This window comes from Ensifer sp. CCNWLY38, assembly GCF_037120565.1.
Classification (GTDB): Bacteria; Pseudomonadota; Alphaproteobacteria; order Rhizobiales; family Rhizobiaceae; genus Ensifer; species Ensifer adhaerens_H.
Map to the genome: position 1 here is coordinate 323755 of NZ_JBBBBO010000001.1, position 16622 is coordinate 340376.

The 16622-nt window shown below is 61.7% G+C and carries 17 protein-coding genes; 5 read left to right on the plus strand and 12 right to left on the minus strand.

Annotated elements, in window-relative coordinates; genetic code table 11:
* The first annotated feature begins 43 nt into the window (after positions 1-43).
* Positions 44-691 (plus strand): ribonuclease HII, encoded by a 648-nt coding sequence (locus V7S54_RS01685; RefSeq protein WP_065372680.1) that lies wholly within the window; start codon positions 44-46, stop codon positions 689-691.
* Between the two features lie 305 nt (positions 692-996).
* On the opposite strand, the gene V7S54_RS01690 is transcribed toward V7S54_RS01685, so the two are convergent.
* The 12 genes from V7S54_RS01690 to V7S54_RS01745 all read right to left on the minus strand — a co-directional run bounded on the left by V7S54_RS01690 (position 997) and on the right by V7S54_RS01745 (position 13190).
* Positions 997-1482, minus strand: a complete 486-nt coding sequence (locus V7S54_RS01690; protein ID WP_065372681.1) for a F0F1 ATP synthase subunit B — start codon at positions 1480-1482, stop codon at positions 997-999.
* Between the two features lie 13 nt (positions 1483-1495).
* A complete protein-coding gene (locus tag V7S54_RS01695) occupies positions 1496-2113 on the minus strand; it encodes a F0F1 ATP synthase subunit B (protein ID WP_065372682.1) in 618 nt (205 codons plus the stop codon).
* Between the two features lie 76 nt (positions 2114-2189).
* Positions 2190-2417, minus strand: a complete 228-nt coding sequence (locus V7S54_RS01700; protein ID WP_025426100.1) for a F0F1 ATP synthase subunit C — start codon at positions 2415-2417, stop codon at positions 2190-2192.
* An 82-nt stretch (positions 2418-2499) separates the two neighbouring features.
* On the minus strand, positions 2500-3252 hold the full coding sequence (locus tag V7S54_RS01705; RefSeq protein WP_058325455.1) for a F0F1 ATP synthase subunit A: 753 nt from the start codon (positions 3250-3252) through the stop codon (positions 2500-2502).
* A 60-nt stretch (positions 3253-3312) separates the two neighbouring features.
* Positions 3313-3672, minus strand: a complete 360-nt coding sequence (locus V7S54_RS01710) for an AtpZ/AtpI family protein (protein ID WP_065372683.1) — start codon at positions 3670-3672, stop codon at positions 3313-3315.
* Between the two features lie 301 nt (positions 3673-3973).
* On the minus strand, positions 3974-5149 hold the full coding sequence (locus tag V7S54_RS01715) for a cell wall hydrolase (protein WP_336408030.1): 1176 nt from the start codon (positions 5147-5149) through the stop codon (positions 3974-3976).
* Between the two features lie 300 nt (positions 5150-5449).
* Complete coding sequence (locus V7S54_RS01720; RefSeq protein WP_065372685.1) at positions 5450-7348, minus strand: potassium transporter Kup; 1899 nt, start codon at positions 7346-7348, stop codon at positions 5450-5452.
* 16 nt (positions 7349-7364) lie between these two features.
* The gene (locus tag V7S54_RS01725) at positions 7365-8342 is read right to left on the minus strand and encodes a magnesium transporter CorA family protein (RefSeq protein ID WP_065372686.1); all 978 of its coding nucleotides are present in this window, start codon (positions 8340-8342) and stop codon (positions 7365-7367) included.
* A 545-nt stretch (positions 8343-8887) separates the two neighbouring features.
* Positions 8888-10051, minus strand: a complete 1164-nt coding sequence (locus V7S54_RS01730) for an Mrp/NBP35 family ATP-binding protein (protein WP_065372687.1) — start codon at positions 10049-10051, stop codon at positions 8888-8890.
* Positions 10052-10523: 472 nt separating this feature from the next.
* Positions 10524-11297, minus strand: a complete 774-nt coding sequence (locus V7S54_RS01735; RefSeq protein ID WP_065372688.1) for a LuxR family transcriptional regulator — start codon at positions 11295-11297, stop codon at positions 10524-10526.
* Positions 11298-11439: 142 nt separating this feature from the next.
* Positions 11440-12180 carry an autoinducer binding domain-containing protein gene (locus V7S54_RS01740; protein ID WP_065372689.1) on the minus strand — a complete coding sequence of 247 codons (741 nt, stop codon included), beginning with the start codon at positions 12178-12180 and terminating at the stop codon, positions 11440-11442.
* 194 nt (positions 12181-12374) lie between these two features.
* A complete protein-coding gene (locus V7S54_RS01745; protein ID WP_065372690.1) occupies positions 12375-13190 on the minus strand; it encodes an IclR family transcriptional regulator in 816 nt (271 codons plus the stop codon).
* A gap of 152 nt (positions 13191-13342) precedes the next feature.
* Between V7S54_RS01745 and V7S54_RS01750 the strand changes: the two genes are divergently transcribed.
* From V7S54_RS01750 to V7S54_RS01765, 4 genes are read left to right on the plus strand one after another with little or no spacing between them, the layout of a single operon-like run.
* On the plus strand, positions 13343-14113 hold the full coding sequence (locus V7S54_RS01750) for an SDR family NAD(P)-dependent oxidoreductase (RefSeq protein WP_065372831.1): 771 nt from the start codon (positions 13343-13345) through the stop codon (positions 14111-14113).
* The gene (locus V7S54_RS01755) at positions 14113-15030 is read left to right on the plus strand and encodes a 2-dehydro-3-deoxygalactonokinase (RefSeq protein WP_065372691.1); all 918 of its coding nucleotides are present in this window, start codon (positions 14113-14115) and stop codon (positions 15028-15030) included. Before V7S54_RS01750 ends, V7S54_RS01755 begins: the two co-directional genes overlap by 1 nt.
* Before the next feature lie 15 nt (positions 15031-15045).
* Positions 15046-15681, plus strand: coding sequence for a 2-dehydro-3-deoxy-6-phosphogalactonate aldolase (locus tag V7S54_RS01760; protein ID WP_065372692.1), 636 nt, complete (start codon positions 15046-15048; stop codon positions 15679-15681).
* Entirely contained in the window at positions 15681-16565 is an 885-nt protein-coding gene (locus V7S54_RS01765) for an SMP-30/gluconolactonase/LRE family protein (protein WP_336408031.1), read from the plus strand. Before V7S54_RS01760 ends, V7S54_RS01765 begins: the two co-directional genes overlap by 1 nt.
* The last annotated feature ends 57 nt before the right edge of the window (positions 16566-16622 follow it).

The window sequence follows — 16622 nt, forward strand, 5'->3', positions numbered from 1 at the left end:
CTGGGGGCTTGAAGAGAATCGGTCGATCATGCGAATTAGACTTATGTCTCGCAGGTCGTCCGATTCTCCCCTTTTTCCCGATATCATCGAAGCGCCCGATTTCAGTTTTGAACTCTCGGCACGAGGTGATGGATTCTGGCCGATCGCCGGTGCCGATGAAGCTGGTCGCGGCCCGCTCGCAGGGCCGGTCGTGGCGGCTGCGGTCATTCTCAATCCCGACGCCATTCCCGAGGGCCTCGATGACAGCAAGAAGCTCAGCGCGCAGGCGCGCGAGAAGCTGTTCGACGAAATCCTCGCGACATCGGAGGTATCGATCGCCTCAGCCTCGGCCGGCACGATTGATGCCACGGATATCCGCAAGGCAAGCCTGGAGGCGATGCGACGCGCAGTGGCGGGTCTTCCCTCGGTTGTACGCTTCGTACTCGTCGACGGCCGCGACGTGCCGCCCGGGCTTTCTTGCCACGCCAAGGCAGTCGTGAAGGGCGACGCGCGGTCGCTGTCGATCGCCGCCGCCTCGATCGTCGCCAAGGTTACGCGCGATCGCATGATGGCTCGCGCCGACCTCGCGCATCCCGGCTACGGCTTTGCGCTCCATGCCGGCTATGCGACCGTAACCCACCGCCGCGCCATAGAAACGCATGGTCCCTGCGCCCTGCACCGCATGAGCTTCCGTCCCCTGCGGCAAGACTAGTAGCGGCTGAGCGGTTCTTGGGAGCGCCGGTTCCGTCTCACCAGCTTGCAAAAGAAATCTTGTCTGAGACGCCAGCGCGTGCCCCATAAGGCCACCTGCCGACGAGTATGCACACGCGTAGAGTTTTATCGGGGTCACCGGCGCCGCGCGATGCGGCCCGCCGTGAACCGTGGCATGCGCGCCATCGTCTCAACGATCGCCCAGCGTATCGCCGGCAAGCCAGTGCCTGCAGCCAAACCCGGTGCATGGCCCAAACAAAAAGCCCCGCACAGGGCGGGGCTCTTCAATCCGGAATGTCCTGAGGCCTAGTTCAGGCGTGCCTTGACTTCGCCAAGCGCCTTCGTGAACAGATCGCTCTGTGCACCGGCGTCGGCCTTGGCGGCAACGACCTTCTCGGCCGCTGCAATTGCCAGATCGACAGCAGCGGAACGGACGGCGTTGATCGCATCGCTTTCGGCCTGCTTGATCTTCTGCTCAGACAGCGCGGTCCGGCGGGCAACGAATTCTTCCGTCTTCTGCTTGGCTTCGGCGGTCAGCATTTCGGCTTCGCGCTGAGCGGCGGCGACGATGCCTGCAGCTTCCGCTTCGGCATCCTTACGCTTGCGCTGGTACTCGGCGACAAGGCTCTGTGCTTCTTCGCGCAGGCGCTTGGCTTCGGCCAGCTCGTTGCCGATCTTGTCGGCGCGTCCATCGAGCGCCTTGCCGATCATGCCCGGAACCTTGAGATAGGCGATCAGGACGAAGAACAGGATCAAGCCGACGAGGGCATAGAAGGTCGCATCAAGATGCATGGTTCAGTGCTCCTCAGTTACCGGCCGATGCCTTGACGGCAGCGACGATCTCAGCCTTGGTGACAGTGCCACCAATGAGCTGCTTGACGACGGCGGTCGCAGTTTCCTCGGCGATAGCGCCAACGTCTGCGAGTGCCTTGGTCTTGATGTCGGCGATGCGGTCTTCCGCAGCGGCGATCTTCTTGGAAAGATCGGCCTCGACAGCTGTGCGGTCTGCATTGGCCTTGGCCTTTGCGGATTCGCGAGCGTCGTCAGCGATCTTGTGACCCTTGGACTTGGCCGTTGCCAGATCCTGCTCGTAGGAAGCGATGGCCGCGTCGGCTTCGCCCTTGAGGCGGGACGCTTCATCGAGATCCTGAGCGATCCGATCGTGACGGGTTTCGAGAATTCCGCCGATACGCGGAATGATGACCTTCGACATCAGGATATAGAAGAGGCCGAACGTGATCGCGAGCCAAAGCAGCTGCGATGCGAAATGGGTCGAATCGAAGGGCGGGAACACGCCGGAGCCAGCCTCGCCTTCGTGGGCCACACCCGTTTCGGTGTGCACCTCACCGGCCGCAGCGGCATCGTGTGCTTCGGCGCCTTCAGTGGTGGTTGACTGCTGGGCATAGGCCGCGGTCACAAACATGCTCACCTCCAGGTGCACTCAAGAATATGCGCGGCCGCGGCCTTTTGACGGGCCGCGGCCGAAACTCCAGCCGATATTAGACGGCGAAGAGGAGGAGCAGGGCTACGAGCAGCGAGAAGATGCCCAGAGCTTCCGTAACGGCGAAGCCGAATACGAGGCGGCCGAACTGACCGTCAGCAGCCGACGGGTTGCGCAGTGCGCCGGACAGGTAGCTGCCGAAGATGTTGCCGAGGCCGAGAGCCGTGCCGGCCATACCGAGGCAAGCGAGACCTGCGCCGATGTACTTTGCTGCTTCCGCTTCCATGTGTGAACTCCTTCGAATGGTGTTGCGGCTTAGGATTGTGCTTCCGGCGGAGGGCCGACCGAAAGCAAGCGACTGTTATTCCTTAGTGGCTTCCGGGATGCACAGCGTCGTTGAGGTACATGCAGGTCAGTACCGCGAAGACATAGGCCTGGAGGAAGCAGACGAGGAATTCAAGACCGGTGATGGCGACGGTCATGATGAGCGGCAGGATGGCGCCACCGATGCCGAGCGCGCCAAGGGCGCTCAGCGAAGTGACGAAGCCTGCAAAGACCTTCAGCGTGATGTGGCCGGCCAGCATGTTGGCGAAAAGACGGACCGAGAGGCTGATGGGGCGGGAAAGGAACGAGATGATTTCGATCGACACGACCAGCGGCAGCAGGATGCCTGGCACGCCATGCGGCACGAAAAGCTTCAGGAAACCGAAACCGTGCTTGTAGAAACCATAGAACAGCACCGTACCGATGACGAATAGTGCCAAAGCGAAGGTGACGATGATCTGGCTGGTGATCGTGAAGAAGTACGGGAACATGCCGAGCAGGTTCGCCGTCAGGATAAACATGAACAGCGAGAACACCATCGGGAAGAACTTCATGCCGCCGCTGCCGGCGCCTTCGCGCAGCATCGAGGCGATGAACTCGTAGGACATTTCGGAGACCGACTGCATGCGGTTCGGGATCAGACCGCGCTGCGACGTCGTCAGATAAAGGAAGCCTGCGGCAGCACCCACGGTCGCAACCATGAACAGCGACGCATTGGTGAAGGAAAAGTCAATTCCGCCAATCTCGATCGGGACAATCTTGTTAACCAGGAACTGGTGGGTCGGATCGTTTGACACCGCGCTTCTCTTTCGTTCTGCCCGCCCAAGAGCGGAAACCGTTTTCTTCGGGACAACGCCTCAGTGGGCGTCACCGTCCTTCTTGTCTTCCTCAGAGCCGCCACTTCCAGCTTCCGGTGTTGCCACCATACCGGCCGAGCGCAGCACATTTAGCACGCCAGCGCAGAAGCCAAGAAGCAGGAGGATGATCATGCCCCACGGCCCTGTACCCGCAAAGTGGTCCAAAAGATAGCCCAGAAACGCGCCGACAACGATGCCGGCGATGAATTCGCTCGACAGCTTCATCGCCGCCGCATAGCCCTTGCGGCTTTCGGCGGCACGGGCCTCCGCTGCATCAGACGCATGAGGCTTCTTGGCCTCAATCTTATCGCCGAGCTGCTTCAGCCGCGCTTCCAGACTTTCTTCAGGTTTCTCCGCCACGTGGCCACTCCCTTGCCGTCCTAATCGGGTCTCAGACCGCGATTTCGGTCATACAATAGGCCATCGTTCAAGCCACGTTTCGGCCCCATTTGAAGTCGCGCGCAACATAGTTTTAGGCACCCGCATAGTCAAGGCATGCGGCCAGCTTGACCGTGGACAATATTACTACGATAATTCAAATAGTTAGAATTGGAAAGCACGATCCCCGGCAAGGTTGTCGCAGGATTCCTGCGCTCCGCCGGCTGGAATCTCGGCTCTACGGCCAGACAGGAAAAGACGGCGGAATCGCGTCAGGCGCCGATCAGCTCCAGCCGCCACCATAAGTCCGGTAGAAGACGTGCATGCCGATCTTGCCGACCCGCTTCATCGTCTTCGCCCAGGGCGGATTGACGTAGGTCGCATGGTAATGGGTGGCAGAGCCCACTTCCGGCAGCCAGATCTTGCCGGCCGTGACCGCCATCGCGACTTCCTTGGCCATCTTCCAGTGCGAGCGGGAATAGATCAGGTCGCGGATCATGTCGCAGGCGAAGGAAAACTGGCAACGGTTGCGCCAGGTCTTGTTCTGATAGACGACGCCGCAGATGGTTTTCGGATAGGTCGGATTGCGGACGCGGTTGAGAATCACCTGAGCGACGGCCGCCTGGCCCTTGAGCGACTCGCTGCGCGCTTCGAAATAGATGCCTTCGGCCAGGCAGGCCTGCTCTTCCTTGCCGAATACGGTCGAAGGCAGCACCGTTGCCGCCCAGGCGTGGTCGTCAGGCGCGATTTCGGGAATGAAGCGGCCAGCGTTCTGGTCTTCGCGCAGGATCGAATCGAAGGGTGATTCACGCGCATAGTCCGGCTCGGGCCGGACGTAAGCAGTCGCAAGAATGTCGGGCTTGTCGTTCGTCACGAGCTTGGCCAGCATCGGCGAAACGCCGGGATCCGCCTTTGGCGGCTTCTTTCTATAGAAGGCCGTGGCGATCTCGATCTCCTTGCCCTTGATGCGCGACTTGGCAAAGACCATTTTCTCGCCTTCCTCGAAGCGCGGCTCCGTGAGGGAACTCGTGCGCTGCAGGATGGAGCCGGCGGTGAAATCCTTGGGCGGCGTCACCGGCGTGACGGCGACGATGCGCCCCTTCTTGGCGCGGCGGTTGATACGCTCCTCGTCTGGCGTGCCGGAATGCTTGGTCTCGGATGTGAGTGCGACGCGGCTGCCGTCGGGCATGTTGATGCCTGCGCCGCCATCGAGCGCGCCCGTGGTGATCGGGTCGGCAAAGACCATCTCGACTTCGTGGATCGAGCCAGCTGGCGACGGCGTCATGTACATGCGCCAGCGCTCACCGCCACGATTGATGCCGGACAGGAAGGTTGCGAGATCCGCATAGGCCGCAACGGAAGGGAAACCGAGATAGAGCGCGAGGCCGATGATTGCAGGCGCCATCCACGCAGACACGTTCAGGCGAGACTTTTGACGCAGGTTCCGACTCTTACGCATCAACCGACTCCACGCAACGCTTGACGAACGCCACGGCTTCGCCCGCGCCGGCAAGAAGCCAGCGTCGGAGATTCCGCGCGGGAAGCTAAGACAATGAGGCGGCCGGACACCCCGCCGGAGCCGCTTCGTTCGAGCTTTGAAAATGAAGCATTAACCTTGATGTTTGGTTAATGCAGCATCGCTGAAGAACACGGCCGTCATAACGCGAACGGAGCCGCCCCGGCCGGGAACGGCTCCGTTTTATCTTGACTGCGTGCGCGAAGCCCCTTGCCCGGTACACCCGGTTGAGGGGCACAAGGATCAGATGATGACGTGCGAGCCGAGTTCGACGACGCGGTTGGTCGGCAGGCGGAAATAGTCCGAGGGATCGATCGCCGCATTCGCCAGTGCGATGAACAGCCGGTCCTGCCAATGGGGCATGCCGGATTCGGCATCGGGCACGAGCTTGCGGCGACCGAGATAGAAGGAGGTCGACATGATGTCGAACTTCAGCCCCGATTTGCGGAAAAGGCCGAGCGCCTGCGAGACGTTCTGCGTTTCCATGAAGCCGAAGCGCATCTCGAGCAGCGTGAAGCGATCCGAAAGCGGCTGCATGCTCACCCGCTCCGACTTCGGCACTTTCGGTGTGTTAGCGGTACGGATCGTCAGAATGAAGTTCTGATTGTGCAGCACATGATTGTGCTTGATGTTGTGGAGCAGTGCGGCCGGGGTCGACTCCGGATCGCTCGTCAGGAACACGGCCGTGCCGGGAACGGCCACCGGTGCATGCTCGCTCTTGCGCTCGATCGACTTGATGAAGCTTGCAAGCGGAATGTCGATGTGGCGCGTCTTGGCGTGCAGGATTTCGGTTCCGCGCCGCCAGGTCCACATGATGACGATGAAGGTGGCGGCGATCAGCACCGGCACGTAACCGCCGTCGTGGACCTTCAGCATGTTGGCGCCGAGGAAGATGAACTCAAGCCCAAACAGCGGCAGCAGCAGCGCCGCCGCCCAGAGCCCGGACCAATTCCAGCGCGTGCGCAGGAACTCGAACGAAAGCACCGTCGTCACCACCATCGCGCCGGTGACCGAGATGCCGTAGGCAGTGGCGAGCGATTCCGACGAACCGAAGACGAAGACGAGCGCCATGACGCCGAACATCAGCAGCGTGTTGACGTTCGGAAGATAGATCTGGCCCGTATGCGTCTCCGACGTGTGGAAGATCGCCATGCGCGGCAGGAAGCCCAGGTGGATCGCCTGACGTGTCAGCGAAAAGGCCCCTGTTATCACCGCCTGGCTGGCAATGATGGTCGCCGCCGTCGCCAGAATGACGACCGGTAGCAGCGCCCATTTCGGGAACATCAGGAAGAACGGATCGGACATCGCTTCCGGGTTCTGCAGCACGAAGGCACCTTGCCCCAGATAGTTGAGGGTCAGCGCCGGGAAGACGACCAGGAACCAGGCCCATTGGATCGGTCGGCGACCGAAATGTCCGAGGTCGGCGTAGAGCGCCTCGGCACCGGTCACCGTCAGGAAAACGGCGCCAAGGACGATGATGCCGACATAGCCTTCATTCAGCATGAAGCTCACGGCATAGTAGGGATTGAAGGCCTTGAAGATCGTCAGGTCGTCGGCAATGTGGACAAGCCCAATCCAGCCCATCACCAGGAACCAGACCAGCGTGATCGGCCCGAAGAAGTTGGAGACGGCTGCCGTTCCCTTGGACTGCACCGCAAAGAGCATGAGCAGGATGACGACCGCGATCGGAACCACGTATTCCGATAGCGCCGGCGTCACCAGCTTCAGACCTTCGACCGCCGAAAGAACGGACAAGGCCGGCGTGATCATCGCATCACCGATGAAAAGTGCTGCACCCGCAATCCCCATGAAGAAGAGGATCGATGCGTGCCCGTTGGCGGACTTCATCAGAAGAGCGAGCAACGACAGCGTGCCGCCCTCCCCCTGGTTGTCGGCGCGCAGCAGGAACAGCACGTACTTGATCGTGACGATGATCGTCAGCGTCCAGATCATCAGCGAGATCAGGCCGATGATCTCCACGTCGGTCACGCCGTCGTGGGAAACCGGGCGCAGCGCTTCACGAAAGGCATAGAGTGGGCTGGTGCCGATATCGCCGTAGACGACACCGATCGAGCCAAGCCCGAGGATCAGCAGGCGCCGCAGATCCTTCGGCTCGTGGGAGGGGGCATGCGGTTGGGTCATGCAAACCTACTGGCGTTCACAGCCAGCCTTTCCAGCGGAAAAAGAAAAAGGGGATCACGGCCGATATCACCATCGCTGCAATCGCCCAGGGATAGCCGAAGTGCCATTCCAGTTCGGGCATAACGCGGAAGTTCATGCCGTAGACAGAAGCGACCAGGGTCGGCGGCAGCAGGACGACCGACGCGATCGAGAAAATCTTGATGATGGCGTTCTGCTCGACGTTGATCAGGCCCAGCGACGCATCAAGCAGGAAGGTGATGTTGCCGGAAATGAAACTTGCGTGTTCGGATAGCGACTGGATATCGCGTGAGATCGAACGGCAGAGTTCGCGCGTGTCCTTGTCTTCCTGCACCTCCGGAACAGTGTAGACGAAGGTCAGCAGGCGCGAGAGCGAGGCAAGGCTGTCACGCGTCTTGGCGACGAGGCGATGATGGCCAGCGACATCACGCAAGCGCGCCTCGAGATAATGCGGCGACCGGCGCTTGCCAGCAGCCTTGTCGCCGAAGACGTCGATCGACAGATCGTCGATCTTGGTAACCGCCTGCTCGAGAATCTCGGCGGTTCGGTCGGCGACCGTTTCCAGAAGCCGGGTCAGGACAACCGCGCCATCGCGGCAACCGCCCGGGAAGCGATGCATCGATGTCTTGAAGAGGCTGAACGACCGGGGCTCGGCATAGCGGATGGTCACGAGCCGGCCACCGGACAGGATAAAGCCGACATCCGTCAGGCCGGGGATATCCGTATCCGAACGGAACACCAGCGACGCCGTCATGAATACGGCATTCTCCTCGACATAGAGGCGGCTCGACGGTTCGATGTCCTTCAGATCGTCGCGTGTCGGGATGGAAATGCCGAGAAGCTTCTCCATCATCAGGTCTTCTGCCTTGGTGGGCTCGACCAGATCCAGCCAGATGACATCGGGACGCAATTTCTCAGGCGGTTCGGCCGGCGTCAGAACGACGGTTGTCCCATCGGCGCAATAGCCGGTGATCATGCGACCGCCCTCGTCATGCAGACCTGACAGCGCCGCCCATCTTCTGAGACGCGCAAGGGTCGCTGTAACACATTGAGCGGCTGCATAATTTTTTCCTTAAATCGATTCCGATCTAAGGAATCATGCAGCGTGCCGAACCGCGAAGGCGAAAGGTCGTGCGCCACAAAATACCCACAATAGAAATCCATCGGATGGAGCGTTCCGCCAGTCAGGACAAAGTCTTCAACTCAGTCATCGCTCGAGGCCAAAATCTCCGGCGAGCGGGCGTCAAGTTGGGCACCTTCGCACGTGCGGCAAGGCATATGGCGCAACGCAAACGCAAAATCAATGCCCCCTTGCAATCCGGCACGCGGGCATGTGCCGCCATATCGGCGCCACCCTACCGCATGTCTGCTTAAATCAAAATCGAATCAAGGGCAAAACGATTCGGTGCCGAGCGTCACGTCATGCCTGACGTGCAAAGTCGCTGTAGCACGTTGAATTGCGGCGTGTTCCGGAACAGGGAACCGCGGCCCGGAAAGACCAGACGGCCTTCCCGGAAACCGTCACTCGAAGACAATGGTCGGGGCGGCGCGGCTCTTGTCCTGTTGCGTGGCGGATACCTGATCCCAGACCTTGGTGGCGATATCGCGATAGACACGCGCGATCTCACCGCTCGGGTCGGACGCGACGAGCGGTGTGCCGGCGTCCGACGTTTCGCGAATTCCCATGGTCAGGGGCACTTCACCGAGGAACGGGACGCCGAGGCGCTCGGCTTCCTTGCGCGCACCGCCATGGCCGAAGATATCGTAGCGCTTGCCGGTGTCGGGCGCGATGAAATAGCTCATGTTCTCGACGATGCCGAGAACCGGGACTTCCACCTTGCGGAACATGGCGAGGCCCTTGCGGGCATCGATCAGCGCCAGATCCTGCGGCGTCGAGACGATGACGGCGCCGGCGAGCGGCACCTGCTGGGCCATGGTGAGCTGGGCGTCGCCCGTGCCGGGCGGCATGTCGACGACCAGCACGTCGAGATCGCCCCAGGCGACTTCCCGCAGCATCTGCAGCAGGGCCGACTGGATCATCGGTCCGCGCCAGATCATCGCCACTTCCTCATCGACGAGGAAGCCCATGGACATGACCTTGAGACCGTAATTCTCCATCGGGCGGATAAGGCGCCCTTCGATCTGTTGCGGCCGTCCGGAAATCTTCAGAAGCCGCGGCATCGAGGGGCCGTAGATGTCGGCATCGAGCAGGCCGACCTTCAGGCCGTTTGCCTTCAGCGCCAGCGCCAGGTTGACCGAGGTCGTCGACTTGCCGACACCGCCCTTGCCGGAGGCGACGGCGATGATGGCGCCGACACCCGGAATCCCGGCCTTGGCCGGCGGACCACCGGCGGGACGCGGCGCGTGGGAATGGCCGGCATGAGATGCTGCCGAGGGCTGCGGACGCTGCACCGGGGCGCCGGCGGGCGCCGCCTTGCGGTCGGCGGTCAGTGCAACCATGGCCGCCGTGATGCCCGGGATGTCGCGCACGACGCGCTCGGCTGCGGCCCGCATCGGCTCCAGTTCCTTGGCACGGTCGGCCGGCACGGTGATCGAGAAATAGGCCTTGCCATCGGAGATGAAGACATCAGACACAAGCCCGAGGTCGACGATGTTGCCTTCCATGCCCGGGCCACGCACCGTACGCAGCTTCTCAAGGACCACTTCTTTCGTGACTTCCGGCATCGCGCCCTCTCATTCTTTTGTTATCCCTTAGATAGTCGAGGCGGGGCGCTTCGCCAATGCGACATAACGGAAAAAGGAAGGGCCACCGTCCACCCCGGTGTCCGTACATCCGGGATCACCTTGAGGCGGGCAGTGGCCCTTTCGGTCGCGACCTTCATGGGCGCTGTCTTCTTTTTAGTCCCCTCTGGACATGCCAATAGAAATGCAGGATGCGTGCCAGATTCAAATCCTGCAAAAATAGCAATTCATTTCAAATAGATGATCGAATCCGCAGCGCTCAAGGCGGCCAGAGCATCTGCCCAGATTCTGGGCACCTCTCTGCAAATCGTCCAATGATGGAGCAAATCGGCCGCGGCGGTGGGCGATCTCAGCGGGATAGGAACGCAGGCGCGGCGATTGCGGCAGCCTTCGTGATCGCAACGGAGACGGAGGGCAAGCGAGAAGAGGCAAACGGCCTTCGACGCCGGGAGGGCTAGCTGATGTAGCCCTTCTTCATCGCCTTCACGACCGCCTGCGTACGGTTCACGGCGTCGAGCTTCTTGGTCACGTGATTGAGGTAGTGATTGACCGTATGTTCGGAGAGCCCGAGGATGCCGGCGATCTCGGCACTGGTCTTTCCGGCCGCCGTCCAGCTCAAGCACTGGATCTCGCGCTCCGAAAGCGCCGCGCCGCTGCTCTTCCACACAGAGCCGATCTCGGCGAGGCGATTGTAGACATGGATCGCAATCATCTGCAACTCCATGGTCACCGTCATCGGCAATTCGACCAGCGGGCCCATGAGGATGACCGCGCCGCGGCCGCCCTCAGCGTCATGAACAGGGAAATAGCTTGCCTGGAAGATGCCGTTCTCGCGCAGCATCGCGATGTACTCGGCCGCCGTCTCCGGCTTGCCGCCCTCGCCTTCCCAGGCTTCAAGCGTCACCTGGAACGGCGTCGTCGTCTCGCGCAGGCGGCGCACGCCGGTGCTGAAGCGCAGCATCGACAGGCTGTCATATTTGTTCAGCAGTTCCGCCGGCATATTGGAGATGACCGTGCTCGCGGCCAGCCGCTCCACGTCGATCGAGGGGATCGAGCAGATCAGAAAGGTCTTGAAGCCGAAGACCTGCGTAATCCGCCGCATATAGCGGATGATATCGAATTGGGTCTCAAGCTTTGCGATCTCGGACGCGAAATCACCGCCCCGGGGCAGATCTGCGTCAGTCATCCCGGTCGTCATCGTATCCTGCATTCGCGCGTTCCATGGCATTCATCAAGTATCAAATAGACCGAGCGGCCTGCCAATGCCAACAGATGATCGAGATTCCCTGCCTCCTCGGCCCAAAAGTCTGTGTATTTCTCTCGCGAAGCGCAGGCAGTGCCGTTCGCTTCAGGCGCAGCCGGCACCGATCTCAATTGATAAGACCGGCGCGCATGGCCTTGGCGACGGTCTGGACGCGGTTGACCGAGTCCAGCTTGCGCGTCGCACGGTTGAGGTAATGGTTGACCGTATACTCGGACAGCGCCAGGATTTTCGCCATCTCACTGGTGGTCTTGCCGGCAGCCGCCCAGCGCAGGCACTCCACCTCGCGGCGCGAAAGACTGCCTGGCCCGCGCCGATCGCGGTCGCGAACTTCCATGTACTTGCTATAGAGCAGGCCCGCCCACAGATTGAGTTCCTGCAACTCGTCGTTCGAGACGACGGAACGATCACCGCCAAAGGCGATGGCCGCGCGATGGCCGCTTGCATCATGTACCGGCAGATAGAGGCCGCGCGGCATGTTCGCCTGTTCGAAGACACAAATGGCCGCATCGCCCTTGCCGTCGGACCGACGGCGCGCCAGTTGATGCGCGTCATAGGTGAAGGGAATGGTGCTGCGGCGCAGGCGCTGGATAACCGGGCTGCCACTGATCAGGCCAGCGCTGTCATACCCCTGCAAAAACGCGGTCGGATAATTGGTCATAAGTGCATTGGCCGTCAGGCTGCTGCAGCCCGTGTCCGGAACCGCAAGAACCAGAAAGCCGCGGAAGCCATAGGCATCCGCTACCTGGGCGATCACTCGCCGAAAGTCTTCTTCGCAACAGATCTGCCCCCTGATGCTCCGCCCATCAGGAAGCGTCAACGACGACAAATTCGCGCTGAAATCGATCATCTTCCGCCCTTCTCCACATCCGGCGCCAAAGAAAGGCCGGCCGCTGACGCCGCATGAAGACCACGTCAAAAATTCTACAAATACCAAAACCAAACCAGACTAAGACCATCCACGAACCTGAGTCTGATATATTAAAGCTATCGAGCTTGACGCGCCGCGTCCAGTCGATGTTTCTAATTTACCGTAAAGTGAATTCAAGGTCCACCACGTCCGGGCCCAAGCCGTATCGCGGCCTCCTCGGCAATCGCCCGAGCCGCTTCGCGCACAGGTGCCGCCCAGGCCACCAGTTGCTCCATGCTGACCCTGTAGGCCGGCCCCGTCACCGATATCCCCGCCGCAAGCTCGCTACCGGGAATAGCGATGGGCGCAGCCACGCAACGAATCTCCGCTTCATGCTCCTCGCGATCGAAGGCATGGCCGTCGCGCCTGATCTCTTCGACTTCCGCCAGCAGCGTCGCCGCCGAACGATGCGTGTGCGAAGTGAAAGGGTGAAACGCCGTTCTCGCCAGCACATGCTTGAGGACCGGCTGCGCCAGCAAGGACAACGCCGCCTTGCCGATGCCGGTGCAATAGGCGGGCGAGGCCTTGCCGATCTGCGAGCTCATGCGCACCGTCTGACGGCTCTCGACTTTGTCGACATAGACGATCTCCGTTTCGCGCAGGATGCCGAGATGCACGGTCTCGCCGGTCAATTCGTGCAGGCGCTGCAGGTGCGGTTCGGCAACGTCGCGAAAGCGGTTGGCAGACCAGGAACGATAGGCAAGCGTCAGCAGCCGAAGGCCGGGCTCATAGGAGAGATCCCGGCGCTGAATCAGCAGCCCTTCCTCGACGAGGTGGCTGAGCAACCGGTGCAATGTGCCGCGCGGCTGGCCGGATCGGGCAAGAATATCGGTAAAGCGCTGCGGGCCGTCTGCCGTGACCACCGCTTCCAGCACGGCAATCGCCTTGCCGAGCGTGCCGGTTCCGGCCTCCCCTCGCCCCTCGTCCGCCACCATCATTTCGTTTGTCATCGTCGTTCGCTTGTCTTCCAGTGGCGTCGCCGTCGCGCGCCTGATCTTGACAAGATAGACGCTTCGACACGATAATTCCACATACTAAAATCAAGTTCCAAATAATGGAACAAATCATAGCCTTAGAACGGTTTTACGAGGGAATGCGGGACATGCCGGCGCCCAAGGTACAATTTCACGATTTGCGCGACCGCTGCGTGCTGGTAACCGGCGGCGGCTCGGGCATCGGCGCTGCGCTGGTCGAGGGTTTCGTGCGCCAGGGCGCACGGGTCGCCTTCGTCGATATCGACGAGCGGGCAAGTGCCGAGCTCGTCGAACGGCTTGATGATCAAACGGGCTACAAGCCGCATTTCATCCCCGGTGACCTGCGCGATATCGAAGCGGTGCGTCATGCGGCGGAAGCGGCGGCGGCATCGCTCGGTGCGATCCATGTGCTCGTCAACAATGCGGCGCGCGATGATCGCCAGGCATTGGAAGCCGTGACGGAAGCGATCTGGGACGAAAGCCAGGCGGTCAATCTCCGGCACCTCTTCTTCATGAGCCAGTCGATCGTGCCGCACATGCGGCAAGCGGGCGGCGGCTCAATCGTCAATTTCTCCTCGATCGCCTTTCTGCTCAACATGGGCGAGATTCCAGCCTATGCCACGGCGAAGGCCGGTATCGTCGGCCTGACCAAATCGCTCGCCGGCAGGCTCGGGCCTGACAATATCCGCGTCAACGCGATCCTGCCCGGCATGATCGTCACCGAACGACAGAAGCGACTGTGGCTGGACGACGTGGCGATCGCCAAGATGCAGGAAAGGCAGTGCCTGAAACGCAGCCTGACCGCCGACGATCTCGTCGGGCCCTGCCTTTACCTCGCGTCGGACTGCTCCGCGGGCATGACGGCGCAAACAATGATCATCGATGGAGGCGCACTGTGATGACGGCAGCCTATTATGCGGCAGTCGACTGGGGAACGACGAGTTTCCGGCTGTGGATCGTCGGCGAGGATGGCTCGGTGCTTGCCGAACGCCGCAGCGGCGAAGGCATGACGACCGCCAACAAGGCCGGTTTCCACACGACCCTGGAACGCCACCTCGCTGCGGTCGACGCGCCGCGCCATCTGCCTGCGATCATCTGCGGCATGGCTGGCGCCAAGCAGGGCTGGGTCGAGGCTGGCTATATTGATACCCCCGCGGCCCTTGCCGACATCGCTTCCCATGCGGTTGCGGTGCCGGATCTAGATCGTGACATCCGCATCCTGCCGGGTCTCGCGCAACGCGACACGCGGCACCCGGACGTCATGCGCGGCGAGGAAACGCAATTGCTCGGCGGTGCCGGTGAACTCGGCCGCGGTCGACACCTCGTCTGCATGCCGGGCACGCACAGCAAGTGGGTCCGCCTCGAAGACGGCACCGTCAGCGGCTTTTCCACCTTCATGACCGGCGAACTGTTCGACGTGATTTCGAAGCACTCGATCCTCAGCCACTCGATCGCAGATGCCCATGCGTTTTCCGGCGATCACCCTGCCTTCGCTGCAGCGGTAGCCGAGGCACGCGCCAATCCCGCGTTGGGGACCAGCTTGGTCTTCGGCGCACGTGCCGGACAATTGCTGCACGGCGCCAGTGCGACCGACGCCAAGGCCTTGCTGTCGGGCACGTTGATCGGCCTTGAGATCGCCGGCGCGCTGGCTTCAACCAAGACGATCGACAGCATCTGCCTCGTGGCCTCCGGTTCACTCGGTACACTTTATCAAGCCGCGCTCGAAAGCCTCGGCCACCCGCTTCGGGTCGTCGACGCCGACACGGCCGTCCGCGCCGGCCTTTCGACCGCCGCCCAGGCGATCTGGCCTCTCTGAACGAAAGACAAGCTCATGACCCGCATTCCCTTCCCGCCGATGAAGTACCCGCTGATCGCGATCCTGCGTGGCCTCAAGCCCGAGGAGACCGAAGGCGTCGTCGGCGCTCTGATCGAGACCGGCTTCACCGCAATCGAGATCCCGCTGAACTCTCCCGATCCGTTCCGCTCGATCGAGACGGCCGTCAAGATGGCACCGGAGGGCTGCCTGATCGGCGCCGGCACGGTGCTGACGACGGCACAGGTGGAGCAGCTTGCCGATGTCGGGGGCCAATTGATGGTGAGCCCGAACGTCGAACCGGCGGTGATTTCGCTTGCCGCAAAGAAAGGCATGGTCACCATGCCCGGCGTGCTCACCCCGACCGAGGCGCTTTCGGCCGCGGCAGCGGGCGCGACCGGCCTCAAGTTCTTCCCGGCGAGCGTGCTCGGGCCATCGGGCATTACCGCGATCCGCGCGATCCTGCCGCCCGACCTCGAGATTGCTGCCGTCGGTGGCGTTTCCGATGCCAACTTCGGCGACTACGCCAAGGCCGGCATTCGCAGCTTCGGCCTCGGCTCAAGCCTCTACAGGCCGGGCATGAGCGGCGCCGAAGTCCGCGAACGCGCCGTCGCAACGATCAAGGCCTATGACGCCGTCTACGGAGCACGCTGATGAGCGATACCATTCCTTTTTCCGGCAGCATCCTTTGCGAATCGCCCTCGATCCTCGGGGAAGGCCCGACCTATGACCCCGTCAGCGGCACCGCCTGGTGGTTCAATATCAAGGGCCAGGAACTGCATGAGTTGCATCTCGAAACCGGCCGCAAGGCTGTACACAACCTGCCATTCCTCGGCAGCGTGCTGGCCGTCATCGATCCGTCCCGGCAACTGATTGCCTCCGACCAGGGGCTTTTCCTCAGGGACACGCAGACGGGCGCCTTCAGCCTCTTGACCACGCTTGAAGACAAGCCCGGCAATCGCTCAAACGACGGCCGCGTGCACGCTTCCGGTTCGTTGTGGATCGGCACCATGGGCCGCAGCGCCGAGAAGGGCGCCGGCGCGATCTATCACGTCGCCGGCACGAAGGTGACGAAGCTCTACGACGCAATCACCATCCCCAACAGCATCTGTTTTTCGCCGGATGGAACTGTCGCCTATTTCGTCGACACCGAGATCAACCACCTGATGCGCGTCGATATCGATGCCGAAACCGGGTTGCCGAAGGGTGAGCCCAGCCTGCTTGTCGACAGCAGCGGCGAGAAAGGCGGCATCGACGGCTCCGTGTGCGATACCGATGGCCTGATATGGAACGCCCGCTGGGGGAGCGGCACGGTCGACGTCTACAGGCCCGACGGTGCACGGATCGCGCGCTACGCGCTGCCGACGACGCAGCCGAGCTGCACCGCCTTCATCGGGCCGAAGGCCGACCGCATGCTGGTGACATCCGCCTGGCAAGACCTGAACGAGGCAGCGCGTGCGGCCGATCCGCATGCCGGCAAGACCTTCGATCTCGGCATCAGCGTCAAGGGCCGGTTTGAACCGTCGTTCCGTTTCTAAAACAGAAACGCTTGGCGAAGCGCCAATAAAAAGTCATACAATTCAGCCACGCGTTTC